This window comes from Nitratireductor sp. OM-1 (genome assembly GCF_003296175.1).
GTDB lineage: Bacteria > Pseudomonadota > Alphaproteobacteria > Rhizobiales > Rhizobiaceae > Nitratireductor > Nitratireductor aquimarinus.
Genome location: NZ_CP029209.1, coordinates 162,514 through 181,483 on the forward strand (window position 1 = coordinate 162,514; position 18,970 = coordinate 181,483).

Consider the following 18,970-nt stretch of genomic DNA (forward strand, 5'->3'; position numbering starts at 1 on the left):
TCCATGACCAACCTTCTCCTTCGCAATGTTCGCCCGCTGGCTGACGAAGCGTGCGACATCCTCATCGAGAACGGCAGGATCGCCGGTTTCGGCCAGTTCGAGCCTGTGGCCGGGATGCCTGTAGAAGAGGGTGGCGGCGCCATCGTCATTCCGGGACTGATCGATGCGCACACCCATCTGGACAAGACCACATGGGGCATGCCCTGGCACGTCAACAACCGCGCCGCCATCCTGCGCGAGCGCATCGATTTCGAGCGGGAAAACCGCAAGGAAATCGGCATCGATCCCCATCGCCAGTCAATGCGCCATGCAATTGGCCTTGTCGCGCACGGCAGCACGCACATCCGTAGCCATGTGGATATTGACCCAACCCATGGCCTGTCTCTGGTCGAGGGCATCTGGGAGACCCGTGAGAAGCTCCGCGGCGTGATTGACATCGAAGTGGTCGCTTTCCCGCAATCGGGGCTCATGGTCATGCCAGGAACGGCCGAACTGCTCGACGAAGCCCTGAAGCAGGGTTGCGAAGTGCTGGGCGGGATCGATCCCTGCGGCATCGACCGCGACCCGAAAGGGCAGCTTGATCTTCTTTTCGCACTCGCCGTCAGACATGGGGTGCCAATCGACATCCATCTGCACGAAGCCGGTGAGCTCGGCGCTTTCACCATGGAGCTCATTTTCGAACGGGTACGCGCCAACGGCATGGAAGGCCAGGTTGCGATCAGCCACGCCTTCGCACTGGGCATGAACGATCATCTGCGCGTCGGCCGTCTGATAGAGGAGATCGCAGCGCTCGATGTCGCCATCGTCACCACCGGCGCGCCATCGGCCACGGTGCCCTCAATTCGTCAGCTCAAGGCGGCCGGGGTGCGCGTTGCCGCCGGTTGCGACGGCATTCGCGACACCTGGGGGCCATGGGGGCAACCCGACATGATGGACCGCGCGCGGGTGATCGGCATGAAAAACGGCGTGCGCTCCGACATTGAACTGGAGCATGTACTGCACATCGTCTCGCAGGGCGGGGCCGATGTGATGGGCATCGAAGGGTATGGCCTTGCCGAAGGCTGCGCTGCGGATTTCACGCTTGTTGCCGGCGAAACGCTCGCTCATGCGGTGGTGGAAACCGCGCCGCGCCCGATGGTGGTGAAAGGCGGTCGGGTAACCGCGCGTGATGGTAAAGCGCTGGTGGAGATGCCTTGATGAACCCCACGTCTCAAAAACGGCCTGAAGGTCTGCCCCAGGATTTGCCATTGGGCCACCGGCCGGAAGGTCCAACGCTTCTTACCGCGCGGTGGGTCGTCGGGCACTGGGATGGTAGCCACCGTCTTCTGCGCGATGGCGAAGTGGTGATCGAGGGCGGCAAGATACTCTTTGTCGGCCATGGCTTTCCCGGCACGGTCGCCCGCCGGATCGATTTCGGCGAGGCGCTCATCAGCCCTGGTTTCATCGATCTCGATGCGCTTTCGGATCTCGACACGACGATCCTGGGCGTCGATCATCATCCCGGCTGGGCAAAGGGCCGCGTCTGGCCTCGGTCCTATGTGGAAGCCGGGCCTTATGAGATGTACTCAGCCGAAGAACTGGCGTTTCAGAAGCGCTTTGCATTCGGGCAGCTTCTCCAGAACGGCATAACCACGGCTGCACCCATCGCCTCGCTCTTCTACCGTGAATGGGGCGAGACCGTCGCCGAGTTCGATGCCGCGGCAGACGCCGCTGGCGATCTTGGCATGCGTGTCTATCTGAGCCCCGCCTATCGCTCCGGCGGCATGGTTCTTGAAAGCCCGGACAAGATCGTTCCCGTCTTCGACGAGGAGCGCGGCTTTCAGGGACTGCGCGACGCAATCGCCTATATCGAACGCCAGAACGGGCGTCATGGCGATCTGGTTCGCGGCATGCTTGCGCCCGATCGCGTGGAAACCTGCACACCCGACCTGTTGAAGCGGACGGATGCTGCCGCACGCGATCTGGATTGCCGGTTCCGCCTGCACATGGCGCAGGGCACGATGGAGGTCGACACGGTGCGGGCGCTGCATGGCAGCACGGCGCCGGTCTGGCTGGCGAAGGCCGGTCTCTTGAGTGAAAGAATGATCGCACCGCATGCCACAAACGCCACCGACGAGGATCTGGCGCTCTACACGGACAACGGCGTTTCCATCGTCCATTGCCCGCTGGTTTCCGGCCGCAGCGGTGGCGCGCTCAACTCATTCTCGAAGTGCCGCGCGCGCGGCATCAACATCGCCATGGGAACCGACACTGCCCCGCCCGACATGCTGATGAACCTCCTGGTCGGCCTCATCACCTGCCGAATGAGTGACGGTGCGCCTGACCGGGTGCGCTGCGCGGACCTTTTCGACGCTGCGACACTCGGCGGTGCAAAAGCGCTTGGCCGCGACGACATCGGGCATCTCTCGGCCGGCGCACGCGCGGATATTGCCGTCTTCCGGCTTGACGACACGGCCATGGCGCCCTCGGTCGACCCGATCACAACCCTTGTGACCGGCGGTTCGGGCAAGGTCACGCAGGCGGTCTTCGTGGACGGGCGTGTCTCCATGTGGAACCGCGCCGTTGCCGGGATCGACATGCAGGCGGCGCGCGCCCGCGCGCAGGCGCAGTACGACGGGCTCATCGCCAAATATCCGGAGCGAAGCTGGGGGCATCCAGCGGTCTCCGAGATATTTCCCCCTAGCTATCCGATAGAGGTGGAAGATCATGGGTGAAGCGGACAAACCAGTCATCGATGTTCGCGAGTTGCGGGTCGAGTTTCCTGGCCGCCGGGGAAGCGTAACCGCATTGTCGGACGTTTCGCTTTCCATCAAGGCGGGTGAGATATTGGGCGTGGTCGGTGAATCGGGTGCCGGCAAGTCCATGACGGGCCTGGCGATCCAGGGGCTGCTGGAACGTCCCGGTCATATTTCCGGCGGGGAAATCTGGCTCTCAGGACGGCGCATTGATCAGTTGAACGACCAGGCGATGGAGCAGATACGCGGCCGTGAAATCGGTGCGATCTTCCAGGATCCCCTGACCTCGCTCAACCCGCTGTTCACCGTTGGCGCGCAACTGGGGGAAACGATCCGCCAGCATCTGCCTGTTTCGAAGCGTGAGGCGAAACTGCGGGCAATCCAGCTTCTGCGGGATGTCGGCATCCCCTCACCGGAAGAGCGGGTCAAGCAGTATCCGCATCAGTTCTCCGGGGGCATGCGGCAGCGTGTCGTTATTGCGCTTGCATTGGCGGCGTCGCCGAAGCTGGTGATTGCCGATGAGCCGACGACGGCGCTCGATGTTTCCATCCAGGCGCAGGTGATTTCCCTTCTGCGCAAGCTCTGCAAGGAGAAGCAGACGGCCGTGTTGCTCGTGACCCATGATATGGGCGTCATCGCCGAGGCGGCAGACCGTGTTGCGGTCATGTATGCCGGGCGTCTCATCGAGCTTGGCCCGGTGGAGCAGGTGCTCCACGCTCCGCGTCACCCTTATACGCAGGGCCTGATGGCGTCGATCCCCTCTCTTGACGGTCGCGTGGAGAAACTGAGCCAGATCGACGGCTCCATGCCGCGTCTGGATGCGATCCCGATCGGCTGTGCCTTCAGCCCGCGCTGCAGCCATGCCGGCCCGCGTTGCCTGAAGGAACGGCCCGAACTCACTTTTGCAGGCGAAGGCGCAAGCGCCTGCTGGCTCAACGCGGGAGGAACCGCATGACGATGCAAACGGGCGAAACGGCCGCATTGACGGTCTCGCGGCTGACCAAAACCTTCGATGTTTCGGCTCCCTGGCTCAACCGGGTTGTGGAGCGCAAGCCACGGCAATTGCTACAGGCGGTCGATGATGTGAGTTTCAGTGTGCCCGCCGGCGGCTGCCTTGCGATTGTCGGCGAAAGCGGGTGCGGAAAGTCGACGGTCGCCCGTCTGGTCACCGGTCTTTACAGACCGAGCGCCGGCGATCTGAACTTTGCCAATGGGCGCGATGGAAAGACCCTCAGAGCGCAGATGATCTTTCAGGATCCCTACGCCTCGCTCAATCCACGCTGGTCGGTGAAGAACATAATTGCGGAGCCGTTGCGGGAACTGAAGCTGCGCACCGGCGCTGCGGAAATCACCGAGCGTGTTGAGGAACTCCTGCGGATTGTCGGTCTTTCACCGTCGGATGGCGAAAAGTACCCGCATGAGTTTTCCGGCGGCCAGCGGCAGCGCATCTCCATTGCACGTGCGCTTGCAAGTGAGCCCGAATTCCTGGTCTGCGACGAGCCGACATCGGCACTCGATGTTTCGGTGCAGGCGCAGGTTCTGAACCTGATGCGCGAGTTGCAGGATCGGCTGGGACTGACTTACCTGTTCATCAGCCACGATATGAGTGTGGTCCATCATATGTCCGACCGGGTGGCCGTGATGTATCTGGGGCGCATCGTGGAGGAGGGCGATACGGAAGAAATTTTCGCGCGCCCCCTGCATCCCTACACGCAGCTTCTGTTGCAGACGATCCCGAACGTGCGAACCCCGAACCGGGATCGCGAGCCGGCCAATGGCGAGGTGCCAAGCCCTCTCAACCCGCCGTCCGGCTGCACGTTTCACCCGCGCTGCCCGCTTGCGACCGCCCGGTGCTCAAGCGAGGCCCCGAAGATCAGGACCTCTTCGAGCGGAGCGCGCATAGCCTGCCATATGGTCGATGTTGAGGAGTAGAGGGGAAGCCCCTGCTGCGCGGTCCGCGGGAGCAGGGCGATCCGTGCGGTGAATTATGAAAGGGCAGCTTTCAGATCGTGTGACAGGTCGCGGATCTCAGTCAGGTCGAGTTCGGATTCGACGTGTTCCAGATGATGCCCCATCAGGTCAGAGGCCTTGCGGGTGTCACCTTTCGAAATGGCCTTCACGATCTCGATATGTTCGTCCGGGCCGCAATTGAAACGGGAGGTGTTGCGGTAGACGGCGGTTATCAGCGAGGACCGAGCAATGAGGTCCCGCATGGTCGTGAAGAGAAAGTCAGAGCCGGTGATTTCGGCAAGCAGCAAGTGAAAGCCGCCAGACAGTTTGATGATATCCGTCGTCTGGTCCTTTGCATTCGCTTCGCGCTCCAGGGCGACGTGGTCGCGCAGGCGCTTGGTGTCGGCCTTGCTGATGTGGCTGCAAAGCCGTTCGACGATCCGGTGCTCGACGGTGCGGCGTATGAAGAAGACGTCTTTGGCTTCGTCTACGGTCGGTTTGTAGACGAACGCCCCCCGGTTGGGGATGATCGTCACAAGCCCGTCACGCTCCAGAAGCGTCAACGCCTGGCGAATGCGGGCACGGCTTACGCTGAAGATCGAAGCCAGTTGACCTTCTTTCAACTGAACGCCGGGCCGCAGTCTGCGCTCGGCGATCGACAGCCAGATTCTTTCAACGATCTGATGCGTCGATACTCCAGTCTGCTCACTCATGCCGCTCCCTCCATTGTGCGGGTAGACAAGCGTGATGCGGAGCAAAAAGTCAACTTGTGAGCGTGTTTTTCATTGCAATATTGTCAACAATGTTGGATGATATTGTATATTATAATGACACCCATCGAGAGCGGTATGGAATTTGATTTCGAGCAGTTGGAGCCGCAGAGCCGTTACCGGCTGCTGACGAATTTCATTGGTCCGCGTCCTATCGCGCTGGTCTCGACCCGCTCTGAAACGGGGCGGAACAATGCCGCTCCCATGAGCTTCTTCAATGTCTTCTCGCACGATCCGGCCATTGTCGTGCTGGGCATTCAGCCGCGCCTTGGCGGGGCGGAGAAGGACACGATGGTCAACATCCGCCGCACCGGCGCTTTTGCCGTCAATATGGTGGATATGACCATTTCCCGGCAGATGCTGGTCTGTGGCCTGGGCTTTGAAAGCGGGGTGGATGAGCTGGAGGTCTCCGGGCTTACGGCGGTTGAATGCCGCAAGGTGGAGGCGAGCTACGCGCAGGAGGCGCCGTGCGTTTTCGAATGCCGGGTGGAGCGTCTGATCGACTATCCCCGGCGTACGCTCGTTCTGGGCGAGGTTGTTCACATGCATGTGCGCCAGGACTGTCTCGACGCCGAAAGCCGCTATGTGGACCCGGAACGATATCAACCCATCGCCCGCCTCCATGCCGATAATTACATCGTTTCCGATCGTCAGTTCGTTTTGAAGGCGCCAGACATTGACGACTTTTCAAAGCCGCCTTGCGATTAATCCCTTCCGAAGGTTGCCGTAATGCATATTCGCATCATCAATCCAAACTCCACAGCGTCGATGACCAGACAAGCTCTGGAGCGCGCGCTGGTCGTCAAGAATGCGGATACGCAGGTTTCCGCCGTCAACCCGCTCGATACGCCATTGAGCATCGAGGGCGGCGCCGACGAGGCCATGGCCGTTCCCGGTCTGCTGTCCGAAATTATCAGGGGCGAGGCTTTGGGGGTGGATGCCTACATAATCGCCTGTTTCGACGATCCGGGCCTGCATGCAGCCCGTGAAGTTGCGCGAGGCCCGGTCCTGGGCATCTGTCAGGCTGCGGTGCAGGTTGCGATGACCATCAGCAGGCGCTTCTCGGTCATTACCACTTTGCCGCGCTCAGTACCCATTATTGAGGAGCTGGTCAGCGCATACGGTGCTGATCGCCATTGCCGCAAGGTGCGATCCATAAACTTGCCGGTCCTGAGCCTGGAGGAAAGTCCGGTTGAGGCAGAAGCGCTGCTCCTCCGGGAGATTGAGCGATCCACCCTGGAGGATGGTGCCGAAGCGGTTATCCTGGGTTGTGCTGGCATGAGCACACTTTGTGACCGATTGACGGAGGTATCGGGCGTGCCCGTGATCGATGGTGTGACGGCGGCAATGAAGCTTGCCGAAGCGCTTGTCGTTGCCGGTTACACGACGTCGAAAGTGAATTCTTACAACTACCCTCGCGAAAAGAGTGCCGGCTGCGTGGTTTGCGCCTGAAGACAGCGGAGTTTGTCGGCTTTCACCTGCGTGTTTGGCGATGCCAAGACGACCACGACCACAGCCCCGACACATACCTAAACGGCGGTTCAATTCTCGGTGGAAACACCGGGTTGGTTCTCGGTGGCAGTCAGCAGAAATGGTTTGGAAATCTGCCACACTTGAAGGGGGGCGGCGCCCTTTGGTCTATTCTCCCGGCTCTGCTCTTTGCCAGCCCCGGTGCAGCAGCCTCAAGATATCCGCCTCTCCTCTGGCGCCGGTTTTGGCATACAGACTTTTAAATTGGGACCTTATGGTCTCGCGCGACAATCCGGCTTCCAAGGCAACTTCACTCATTGACCTCCCGTCAACTATGCCGGCCATTGCACGCATTTCTCCCTTGGACAACTTGAAGTCTGCGCCGAACAACTTCTGATCATAGTCGGTTGACCGTTGCCTGAAATGCCTGACCAGAACCACCGCTGTAGCGCCTTCGAAGTACAAGCTGGAGGGATCCTTGTTCAAGCGAACGAGGGAGAGTTTCGTTCCGTGCGAAAAAAAATCCTGCATGACGGGTCCGGAATAATAGCGGTTCAGCATCGCGCTACACGCTGTTTGGACTTCCTGCTGTCGAAAACGGATTCGGCCATCCGCCAGGATTCTGAGTGGCCCAGCCTCGTCCAGAATGTTGTTTGCCATATTTGATGCGGATCGGACCCGCTGCTCCCGATCGAGGATCAGGGCGTCAACATTTACCGCACCCATTAGTGCTGGAATGCAGCGCTCAACAGCAGCATCGACCCGGGAACGCATGGTCAATGCGCGTCGCAGATGAGGCGAAATCTTGGCCAGCATTCCTAATGAATCCTGAAGCGCGTCCGCAGATAAGTGCGCGCCACATCCAATTATGAGACTGAAAATTTCGTCGTTGGATTTTGCAAAATTCAGCCAGGCAATCCGCCGCATCCGGTTCGCCAGAAGGATGTCGTTATAAAGCTCAGTCTGTTCGGTATTTGTTCCCAGGGAAAAATGGGCGTCGCTTCCAATGAAGCCGACTGGCTTTGATGCCAGAATGGGTTGCAGTGGATTTATTCTTATAGAGTATTGATTGTAGTCATTGTCTATTCTGTCTCCGTCCGAGAATAGTGCGTATCCATCGATGTTTCGTGAACTGTGGACGACCAGGGCTGCTCGCCCTTCTGGCATTTCCGACACCAGCTTTTCCAGAAAATATTCCCACGTTGCTTTTCCAGCGGCGGCCGCATGTATGGCTTCAGTCAACTGCTCTATCAATTCCAGCACCTGCACGACGTGAATGCAAAAACAGCGACTTATCATATATTTCCCGCTGACATTCACCCTGTGAGGTGAAGTAAGTGTGTTAAAAATGTGATTTCAATATTTTCCACAACAAGTTTGGCATTGCAGTGATCACCGTTGTGAAAGACGGAAGCGGCGGTCGTGCAGACCGGCCGTGAGTAATCACTTCGGGAGAGGTCGTGAAGGATGCATATTTTCTTGAGAAAGCTTTTTAAGCGAACTCGAGCAGTAAATCTCTATGCGTCGGAAGGTAATTGCAAGTTACATCTGGATGCAGAAACTATAGCGGAAACCGCCCCCTCTCTGCGAAAGTATGTGGTTAGATCAGCGTCTTCGTTGCCGAGCGCGGGCCTTCACCCTGCACTCGCATCATTATTCGCCATTGCTGCCTGGTCGTACATCGGCGGGCCCTCCGAGGCTTACGCTCAGTCAGTTCCCACCATTGGATGTTCGACCAATGGAGCAATCTTCAATACAGCGTACGATGGCGATAACGGTCCTCCTCTCTCATCAGGTCAGGATCCAAGTTGGGGGGTTGCGGTTACCGGAGCCGATGTGTCTGGCCCGCCGCCAGCAGGACTTAGTTATGGCAACGCATCAGTTGTAAGCAATCCTCCCCCGGCTTGGATTACTTCACCGTTCGGAAATGCCCAGTGGATCGCACATAATGCGACTGGGAGCCAAGCAACCAATTTAGACGGATTCTTCCGATATCAGTTTAATCTCGATCCAGCAGTCGACCCGAGCACATTCAGGTTGAGCATTGATCTGTATTCAGACAATTCTGTTTGGGAAGTATGGGTGAACGGCCAAGCGCAGGGTATTCGTTCTCCGTACACCGGCGATCCCTATTATCACAATGGTTTTTCCGCCGGAGCTCAATTCAACGCAACCTTGAACTCGGACTGGCAGACCGGCCTCAACACCATCATTGTCCACGTGAAATCAGCACCAACGGCGATGGGGTTTCTTGGGCAGGTCACATCAGAAGGTTTGTGTCCGGCGCTGTCACTCAATAAGACCGGTGTGCTCAACGATCTCAACGGCAATGACCTGATCGATCTGGGTGAGACGATCACCTATTCGTTCCTGGTGACCAACACGGGCACGGTCACGATGACCGGTGTCACGGTTGACGATCCGCTGCTGACCAATGCGGGCGTGGCGCTTGATCAGGGACCGCAGGTGCTTGCGCCGGGCGCAAGCTTCACCTTCACCGCGACCTATACGCCGGTGCAGGCCGACATTGATCTCGGCAAGGTGGAGAACACCGCGACCGGCACCGGCACACCGCCGTCCGGCCCTCCGGTGGACTCGCCGCCTGACACGGTGACGGTGCCGCCTGCGCAGACCCCGGCTCTGTCCATCGACAAGACCGGTGTGCTCAACGATCTCAACGGCAATGACCTGATCGATCTGGGTGAGACGATCACCTATTCGTTCCTGGTGACCAACACGGGCACGGTCACGATGACCGATGTCACGGTTGACGATCCGCTGCTGACCAATGCGGGCGTGGCGCTTGATCAGGGACCGCAGGTGCTTGCGCCGGGCGCAAGCTTCACCTTCACCGCGACCTATACGCCGGTGCAGGCCGACATTGATCTCGGCAAGGTGGAGAACACCGCGACCGGCACCGGCACACCGCCGTCCGGCCCACCGGTGGACTCGCCGCCTGACACGGTGACGGTGCCGCCTGCGCAGACCCCGGCTCTGTCCATCGACAAGACCGGTGTGCTCAACGATCTCAACGGCAATGACCTGATCGATCTGGGTGAGACGATCACCTATTCGTTCCTGGTGACCAACACGGGCACGGTCACGATGACCGGTGTCACGGTTGACGATCCGCTGCTGACCAATGCGGGCGTGGCGCTTGATCAGGGACCGCAGGTGCTTGCGCCGGGCGCAAGCTTCACCTTCACCGCGACCTATACGCCGGTGCAGGCCGACATTGATCTCGGCAAGGTGGAGAACACCGCGACCGGCACCGGCACACCGCCGTCCGGCCCTCCGGTGGACTCGCCGCCTGACACGGTGACGGTGCCGCCTGCGCAGACCCCGGCTCTGTCCATCGACAAGACCGGTGTGCTCAACGATCTCAACGGCAATGACCTGATCGATCTGGGTGAGACGATCACCTATTCGTTCCTGGTGACCAACACGGGCACGGTCACGATGACCGATGTCACGGTTGACGATCCGCTGCTGACCAATGCGGGCGTGGCGCTTGATCAGGGACCGCAGGTGCTTGCGCCGGGCGCAAGCTTCACCTTCACCGCGACCTATACGCCGGTGCAGGCCGACATTGATCTCGGCAAGGTGGAGAACACCGCGACCGGCACCGGCACACCGCCGTCCGGCCCACCGGTGGACTCGCCGCCTGACACGGTGACGGTGCCGCCTGCGCAGACCCCGGCTCTGTCCATCGACAAGACCGGTGTGCTCAACGATCTCAACGGCAATGACCTGATCGATCTGGGTGAGACGATCACCTATTCGTTCCTGGTGACCAACACGGGCACGGTCACGATGACCGGTGTCACGGTTGACGATCCGCTGCTGACCAATGCGGGCGTGGCGCTTGATCAGGGACCGCAGGTGCTTGCGCCGGGCGCAAGCTTCACCTTCACCGCGACCTATACGCCGGTGCAGGCCGACATTGATCTCGGCAAGGTGGAGAACACCGCGACCGGCACCGGCACACCGCCGTCCGGCCCTCCGGTGGACTCGCCGCCTGACACGGTGACGGTGCCGCCTGCGCAGACCCCGGCTCTGTCCATCGACAAGACCGGTGTGCTCAACGATCTCAACGGCAATGACCTGATCGATCTGGGTGAGACGATCACCTATTCGTTCCTGGTGACCAACACGGGCACGGTCACGATGACCGATGTCACGGTTGACGATCCGCTGCTGACCAATGCGGGCGTGGCGCTTGATCAGGGACCGCAGGTGCTTGCGCCGGGCGCAAGCTTCACCTTCACCGCGACCTATACGCCGGTGCAGGCCGACATTGATCTCGGCAAGGTGGAGAACACCGCGACCGGCACCGGCACACCGCCGTCCGGCCCACCGGTGGACTCGCCGCCTGACACGGTGACGGTGCCGCCTGCGCAGACCCCGGCTCTGTCCATCGACAAGACCGGTGTGCTCAACGATCTCAACGGCAATGACCTGATCGATCTGGGTGAGACGATCACCTATTCGTTCCTGGTGACCAACACGGGCACGGTCACGATGACCGGTGTCACGGTTGACGATCCGCTGCTGACCAATGCGGGCGTGGCGCTCGATCAGGGACCGCAGGTGCTTGCGCCGGGCGCAAGCTTCACCTTCACCGCGACCTATACGCCGGTGCAGGCCGACATTGATCTCGGCAAGGTGGAGAACACCGCGACCGGCACCGGCACACCGCCGTCCGGCCCACCGGTGGACTCGCCGCCTGACACGGTGACGGTGCCGCCTGCGCAGACCCCGGCTCTGTCCATCGACAAGACCGGTGTGCTCAACGATCTCAACGGCAATGACCTGATCGATCTGGGTGAGACGATCACCTATTCGTTCCTGGTGACCAACACGGGCACGGTCACGATGACCGGTGTCACGGTTGACGATCCGCTGCTGACCAATGCGGGCGTGGCGCTTGATCAGGGACCGCAGGTGCTTGCGCCGGGCGCAAGCTTCACCTTCACCGCGACCTATACGCCGGTGCAGGCCGACATTGATCTCGGCAAGGTGGAGAACACCGCGACCGGCACCGGCACACCGCCGTCCGGCCCACCGGTGGACTCGCCGCCTGACACGGTGACGGTGCCGCCTGCGCAGACCCCGGCTCTGTCCATCGACAAGACCGGTGTGCTCAACGACCTCAACGGCAATGACCTGATCGATCTGGGTGAGACGATCACCTATTCGTTCCTGGTGACCAACACGGGCACGGTCACGATGACCGGTGTCACGGTTGACGATCCGCTGCTGACCAATGCGGGCGTGGCGCTCGATCAGGGACCGCAGGTGCTTGCGCCGGGCGCAAGCTTCACCTTCACCGCGACCTACACGCCGGTGCAGGCCGACATTGATCTCGGCAAGGTGGAGAACACCGCGACCGGCACCGGCACACCGCCGTCCGGCCCACCGGTGGACTCGCCGCCTGACACGGTGACGGTGCCGCCTGCGCAGACCCCGGCTCTGTCCATCGACAAGACCGGTGTGCTCAACGACCTCAACGGCAATGACCTGATCGATCTGGGTGAGACGATCACCTATTCGTTCCTGGTGACCAACACGGGCACGGTCACGATGACCGATGTCACGGTTGACGATCCGCTGCTGACCAATGCGGGCGTGGCGCTTGATCAGGGACCGCAGGTGCTTGCGCCGGGCGCAAGCTTCACCTTCACCGCGACCTATACGCCGGTGCAGGCCGACATTGATCTCGGCAAGGTGGAGAACACCGCGACCGGCACCGGCACACCGCCGTCCGGCCCACCGGTGGACTCGCCGCCTGACACGGTGACGGTGCCGCCTGCGCAGACCCCGGCTCTGTCCATCGACAAGACCGGTGTGCTCAACGATCTCAACGGCAATGACCTGATCGATCTGGGTGAGACGATCACCTATTCGTTCCTGGTGACCAACACGGGCACGGTCACGATGACCGGTGTCACGGTTGACGATCCGCTGCTGACCAATGCGGGCGTGGCGCTTGATCAGGGACCGCAGGTGCTTGCGCCGGGCGCAAGCTTCACCTTCACCGCGACCTATACGCCGGTGCAGGCCGACATTGATCTCGGCAAGGTGGAGAACACCGCGACCGGCACCGGCACACCGCCGTCCGGCCCACCGGTGGACTCGCCGCCTGACACGGTGACGGTGCCGCCTGCGCAGACCCCGGCTCTGTCCATCGACAAGACCGGTGTGCTCAACGACCTCAACGGCAATGACCTGATCGATCTGGGTGAGACGATCACCTATTCGTTCCTGGTGACCAACACGGGCACGGTCACGATGACCGGTGTCACGGTTGACGATCCGCTGCTGACCAATGCGGGCGTGGCGCTCGATCAGGGACCGCAGGTGCTTGCGCCGGGCGCAAGCTTCACCTTCACCGCGACCTACACGCCGGTGCAGGCCGACATTGATCTCGGCAAGGTGGAGAACACCGCGACCGGCACCGGCACACCGCCGTCCGGCCCGCCGGTGGACTCGCCGCCTGACACGGTGACGGTGCCGCCGGTTCGGCCCAGCCTGCATATCGAGAAGAAAGGTGTCTTCAATGATATGAACGGCGACGGTTACGCAAGCCTTGGCGACAGCATCACTTATACCTTCACCATCACCAACAATGGTGGTGTGACGGTAACGGATGTGTGGCCGCTGGATCCGGGGCCGACCTTTAACGGTCGCCCGGGGGGCAGCATCCTGACGTCGTTCCAGCCGTCAGCGGTTACTTTGGCGCCGGGTTCTTCGCAGGCTTTTACCGCGATTTACACCCTGTCGCAGGGCGATATCGACAATGCCGCAGGGATCAAGGACGCGGTCTCGAACTCCGCCACGGCACAAGGTTTGGCACAGGGGGGGAATGTTCCATCGAACACGTCTACCCATGTCATCACGCCGCCGGCCGCATCGCCATCCGATATCAGTATCGTGAAGCAGTCGTTGTTGCGCACCATCCGGCGTGGCGAACGTGCGCCCTATGCCATTCGTGTGACCAACAACGCAAACAGCACTGTCAGCGGCATCACCGTTACAGATACGCTGCCCTCCGGCTTCCGTTATGTGGAAGGTTCGGCAACGGTTGACGGCGTCAAGGTCGCGCCTGAGGTCAACGGCCTGCGGGTGAAGTTCGACAAGCTGACGGTCGGACCGAAGTCCGAACTGGTCATCCGTCTCCAGACATTGGCGCTGAGTTCGGCTGGCCCCGGCCAACACGTCAACCGGGCTGTGGTCATGGACGAGACCGGGAGTCCGCTTGCCCCGGAAGCGCGGGCAACGGTGGAGATTCTGGCCGAGCCGGTCTTCGATTGCGGTGAAATCATCGGAAGGGTGTTCGATGACGTCAACCGTAACGGATATCAGGATGAGGGGGAGCCCGGTCTTCCTGGCGTTCGGGTTGCGACGGTAAAGGGTTGGTTGATCACGACCGACAGGTATGGCCGTTTCCATGTACCGTGCGCGGCGCTTCCCGATCAGCGCATCGGTTCGAACTTCATCATGAAGCTCGACACTAGAACATTGCCGCTCGGCTATCGCCTTACAACCGAAAACCCGCGCGTGGTGCGCCTCACAGCCGGCAAGATGACCAAGCTCAACTTTGGAGCCTCGATCGGGCGCGTGGTGCGTCTCGACCTCAAGGATGCCGCGTTTGATGGCACCAGCACAAAACTGAAAGAGCAGTGGGCGAAGGGGATCGATCAACTCATCGCCGTGCTTGGCAAGGAGGAGTCTGTCCTGCGTTTGAGCTACATCGACGCGGGAGCCGACCCGCAACTGGCAAAGGAACGCATCAAAGAACTCAGAAAGCTCATCGGTGAGCGCTGGCAGAAGGACGGTGCACGTTACCGATTGGAAATCGAGACCCGCATGGAGGTGGGACAATGAGTTCGACAGTGTTTCTCGGCACAGCAACGCCCTTGATCATCAAGCGCTGCTCCACCCTCCTTGCCAGCACAGCTCTTGTCGGCATTACGTTCTTCGCGATCCCTGACACTTCTCTCGCGGAGGAAGGTTGCAAGGGCGATGCCTGCTTTGCGAAACTGCGTGGCAAGATGCCTGATGACGGATCGTCATCCAGGCTGACCATCGGTGCAAACACCGAACGTGAAACGCCTGGCGATGAAGGCAGCATCCCCTTTGCCATCAGCGTAGACGGTGAAACGCTTGAAATAAGCGAGCCGAAACCAGCCAAGGGTGCGCGTGTCACCGCGACGGAAGAAATGCCGTCCAACAGTCCGGCGAAGCCCGTCGATCTGCAGCGAAGGGCAGATGTGGGACTGCATGGTGTAGACATTCAGATCAAATATGACGGCCTGGAAAGCGAGCCGATCCTGAATCTCTCCACGATGCCTGTTCGCCGTAGCTTCAGGGCAGGGGAACCGGTCCGTTTTCTGGCAACGTCCAACTATCCGGCGTTCATCGAACGCTCGGAAATCCGGATTTATGCGCAGGACGGCAATCGCGCAAAAGAAAAGCCCGTTGCGGTTATTCCAATCCAGGTCAACAGCGAAGCGGGCTGGACAATCCCTGCGAAAGAGGGCGCGGCGGAATACCGTTATGTCCTCCGCGTCTATGATGCAAAAGGGCGTTATGACGAGACGGAAGCGCTGACACTTGCCCGTAGCGAAAACCACCTGAAACCGGCCGCTAAGCCTGAGGCGATTGCGCCCGGCATGGGAGAGGATCGGACTGCGCTGCGCAACATCCCGATCAGGGGCGGCGCCGTCACGATCCATGGGCGCAGTGTCCCTCCGGGCTTCGAGGTCGAGGCACTCGGTGAACGGGTTCCCGTTGACCGCGACAATGCCTTTGTTGTGCAACGGATCCTGCCAGCGGGCGATCACGATGTCGATGTGTCTGTGAACGGCGCATCCAAGAGCGGCGGCGGGCTGCACTTCAATCGCGCCGTCAACATCCCGGACAATGACTGGTTCTATGTTGCTCTCGCCGATCTGACAGTTGGCAAGCGCATGGGCGACAAGAACATCGAGACGGTGCGGCCGGGCGAATATGACGAAGTCTATTCCAAGGGACGCGTTGCCTTTTATCTGAAAGGCAAGATCAAGGGAAAGTATCTGCTGACGGCTGCCGCCGACACCGGCGAGGACGATGTCGAGAACATGTTCCGCAATCTCGACGGGAAGGATCCGCGACGCCTTTTGCGTCGACTGGACCCGGATGACTATTATCCGGTCTATGGTGACGATTCCACCTTTGTCGAGGATGCGCCGACCAACGGCAAATTTTATGTCCGCCTCGAAAAGGGCGACAGCCACGTGATGTGGGGCAACTACAAGACCAGTATCACCGGTACGGAATTCCTGCGCCAGGAGCGCGGACTCTACGGAGCCCACGGTGTTTATCGTTCGGAGGAGAATACGTCGTTCGGCGAGCGACGCACGGAAGTAACGGCTTACGCTGCCCAACCCGATACCTTGCCGCAGCTCGATGAATTTCTTGCCACCGGCGGATCCGCCTATTTCCTCAAGCGGCAGGATATCGTGGAAGGATCAGAAACGCTGACCGTTGAGATCCGTGACGAAATCACCGGTCGCGTGATCGAGCGCATGACCCTGCAATATGGTGAGGGTTACAGCATCGATTACATGCAAGGTGTCGTGATCCTCAGGCGGCCCTTGTCATCGACCACTGGCACGAATGCACCCGTCCGCAACGGCGCGCTTGGCGGCAATAAGGTCTATCTTCTGGCTCAGTATGAATATGAGCCGGTCGCTGGCGAAGCCGACGGCTATGTTTATGGCGGACGGGCCCAGCACTGGATCAATGACAAGGTGCGCGTCGGCGTCACCGGGATGGACGAAAGCACCGGACTGGCGGACCAGAAAGCCTATGGTGCCGACATCAAGATCCGGCACTCCGAAACCACCTTCCTCGACGCTGAAGTTGCACATTCAAAGGGGCCAGGCTTTGGCATGTCGCGGTCTACCGATGGCGGCCTGACAACAAGCGAAACCGGTATCGCCGGTAATCGCGACCGCGCCGCGACAGCCTGGCTTGTCCGCGGTCAGGTTGATCTGGAAGACATTCCTGCGGCCGGGATGAAAGGTACGGTCGGGGGCTATTATGAGGAGAAACAGGCCGGTTTCTCGACGCTTTACGACCAGGTCTATGCTGACAAGCGCATCTGGGGTGCTCATGCAAATCTCGAAGTCACGAACCAGATTGGGTTGAACCTGACTTATGACGACTTCAACGATGACACAGGACAGATCAAACGGGATGGCACCTCCAGCGTCAGCTGGCAGATAGACGAATATTGGAAAGTATCTTTCGGTGTGACCTACACCGAATTGGTGTCCCCGATCGCCATCCGGTCGGGCAAGAGCGGTTACGACGGTTCGCGTCTCGATGCCGGTGTCCGGGTGGACTATAAGTGGAGTAAGGATCTCTCGCTCTACGTCTTCGGCCAGGGAACGCTCGACCGGTCTGGTGATATCGATCGCAATGATCTGATTGGCGTCGGCTCGAAGTTCAGGATCACTGACAAGATCGGCGCTGAGGCGGAAGTATCCTATGGCACACACGGGCTGGGCGGCCTGGCCGCCCTGACCTACGATCCAACGGCGGATGACCACTATTATATCGGATACCGGCTCGATCCCGACCGGGCCTTTGACCTGGACAGAAGTGACAATCTGGTTGGCACGGACAAGGGCGTGATCGTTGGCGGTATGCGCCGCCGTCTGAGTGATCTCGCAACCGCTTATGCCGAAAACAGCTATGACATGTTCGGCCGCAGGACCTCGCTCACACAGACCTATGGCGTCGTCTATACACCTGACGACACCTGGACCATCAATGGCGGCTTCGAGGGAGGGCGAGTGCGCGACGATACCGTAGATCGCTTCGGTGTTCAGCGTTCCGATTTCGATCGTTACGCACCGTCGTTATCGATCGCCTATAAGGACGAGGAAGCCGGAATTGCTGCGCGTGTTCGAGGTGAAGTCCGCATCGAAGATTCTGATGACGGCACGCGAGATCAGAACACCTATCTGTTCGCGGCGGGTGTATCCTGGAAAACCAGTGAAGACTGGCGTCTTCTGGGTAATATCGACACGGTAATATCCGACTCAAATTCAACGAATACATCGTTTCAGGACACCGATTACGTCGAAGCTTCCCTGGGCTATGCCTATCGGCCGGTCGACAATGACCGCTTGAACGCTCTGTTCAAGTATACCTGGCTCTATGATATGCCGGGCAATGATCAGCTGATCAGCGGCTCCACAGGCGATCTCCTGGCGCCGGCGCAACGGAGCCACATCCTATCCGCCGATTTCACATATGATCTGATGCCCTGGCTTTCGGTCGGCGGTAAATACGGCTTCCGCCATGGTGAGGTCAGATATCGTACAGACGGTGGCGTCGGTCGCACCTTCGAGGACGCATGGCAGCGCTCAACGGCCCATCTCGGTATCGTCCGCGCTGATCTTCACGTTATCAAGAAATGGGATGTCCTGCTGGAAGGCCGGGTGCTTTACATGCCGGAAGCCGATACAACCGATTACGGCGCGCTCGCTGCCGTCTATCGGCATGTCGGAAACAACTTCAAGGTCGGCGTGGGCTACAATTTCGGTATCTTCTCCGACGACCTGCGCGATCTCACGCTGGATGACAGGGGTGTCTTCCTCAATGTCGTCGGAAAATTCTAGGGTGCCGTCACGTTTTTTGAATATGGCCTCGTGAAGGCGATGTCGCGCTTTTCAGGCGGGCCGTTTACGATGGTTTGCCACTCTGCCATGGCCTGACGTCGATGATCTCGAACCTGTGCCGGCGCGGTCCTGCTCATGCGCCGGAACAAACTTGATAATCCTTGCCCGGAAAACAGTCTGACAGCACCCCGTAAATTCAATTCAATGTGTCCTGCACCCAGGGGGCGATCCGGGTGCAGAGCTACCCTTTCGGCGGTTCGCCCCCGAGGTCTTCTCGCCACCGAAGTTGGACCTCGTGGCCTGATACTGCGGCACGGTTATTCCTCTTTTCTCACGACAACTGGAATTCCATTCCTAGGCCTCCCCGGTA

Annotated in this window: 10 protein-coding genes; 8 read left to right on the forward strand and 2 right to left on the reverse strand. The window is 59.9% G+C overall.

Annotation, left to right across the window (positions count from 1 at the left end; genetic code table 11):
- Positions 1-3: 3 nt before the first annotated feature.
- From DEJ54_RS19915 to DEJ54_RS19930, 4 genes are read left to right on the forward strand one after another with little or no spacing between them, the layout of a single operon-like run.
- Complete coding sequence (locus DEJ54_RS19915; protein WP_113156524.1) at positions 4-1,197, forward strand: amidohydrolase family protein; 1,194 nt, start codon at positions 4-6, stop codon at positions 1,195-1,197.
- The gene (locus tag DEJ54_RS19920; RefSeq protein WP_113156525.1) at positions 1,197-2,714 is read left to right on the forward strand and encodes an amidohydrolase family protein; all 1,518 of its coding nucleotides are present in this window, start codon (positions 1,197-1,199) and stop codon (positions 2,712-2,714) included. The genes DEJ54_RS19915 and DEJ54_RS19920 overlap by 1 nt, the downstream gene beginning before the upstream one ends.
- The gene (locus DEJ54_RS19925; protein WP_113156526.1) at positions 2,707-3,690 is read left to right on the forward strand and encodes an ABC transporter ATP-binding protein; all 984 of its coding nucleotides are present in this window, start codon (positions 2,707-2,709) and stop codon (positions 3,688-3,690) included. The genes DEJ54_RS19920 and DEJ54_RS19925 overlap by 8 nt, the downstream gene beginning before the upstream one ends.
- A complete protein-coding gene (locus DEJ54_RS19930; RefSeq protein ID WP_113156527.1) occupies positions 3,687-4,667 on the forward strand; it encodes an ABC transporter ATP-binding protein in 981 nt (326 codons plus the stop codon). The genes DEJ54_RS19925 and DEJ54_RS19930 overlap by 4 nt, the downstream gene beginning before the upstream one ends.
- A gap of 53 nt (positions 4,668-4,720) precedes the next feature.
- On the opposite strand, the gene DEJ54_RS19935 is transcribed toward DEJ54_RS19930, so the two are convergent.
- Positions 4,721-5,398 carry a GntR family transcriptional regulator gene (locus tag DEJ54_RS19935; RefSeq protein ID WP_113157101.1) on the reverse strand — a complete coding sequence of 226 codons (678 nt, stop codon included), beginning with the start codon at positions 5,396-5,398 and terminating at the stop codon, positions 4,721-4,723.
- A gap of 135 nt (positions 5,399-5,533) precedes the next feature.
- Between DEJ54_RS19935 and DEJ54_RS19940 the strand changes: the two genes are divergently transcribed.
- Entirely contained in the window at positions 5,534-6,163 is a 630-nt protein-coding gene (locus DEJ54_RS19940; RefSeq protein ID WP_113157102.1) for a flavin reductase family protein, read from the forward strand.
- 21 nt (positions 6,164-6,184) lie between these two features.
- Entirely contained in the window at positions 6,185-6,907 is a 723-nt protein-coding gene (locus tag DEJ54_RS19945) for an aspartate/glutamate racemase family protein (protein ID WP_113156528.1), read from the forward strand.
- 186 nt (positions 6,908-7,093) lie between these two features.
- Here the strand turns inward: DEJ54_RS19945 and DEJ54_RS19950 are convergent, their stop codons facing one another.
- Complete coding sequence (locus DEJ54_RS19950; RefSeq protein WP_162742402.1) at positions 7,094-8,194, reverse strand: helix-turn-helix transcriptional regulator; 1,101 nt, start codon at positions 8,192-8,194, stop codon at positions 7,094-7,096.
- 1,038 nt (positions 8,195-9,232) lie between these two features.
- Between DEJ54_RS19950 and DEJ54_RS19955 the strand changes: the two genes are divergently transcribed.
- Positions 9,233-14,812, forward strand: a complete 5,580-nt coding sequence (locus DEJ54_RS19955; protein WP_204360921.1) for a DUF11 domain-containing protein — start codon at positions 9,233-9,235, stop codon at positions 14,810-14,812.
- Positions 14,809-18,600 (forward strand): TonB-dependent receptor, encoded by a 3,792-nt coding sequence (locus DEJ54_RS19960; protein ID WP_245447842.1) that lies wholly within the window; start codon positions 14,809-14,811, stop codon positions 18,598-18,600. Before DEJ54_RS19955 ends, DEJ54_RS19960 begins: the two co-directional genes overlap by 4 nt.
- Positions 18,601-18,970: the final 370 nt, after the last annotated feature.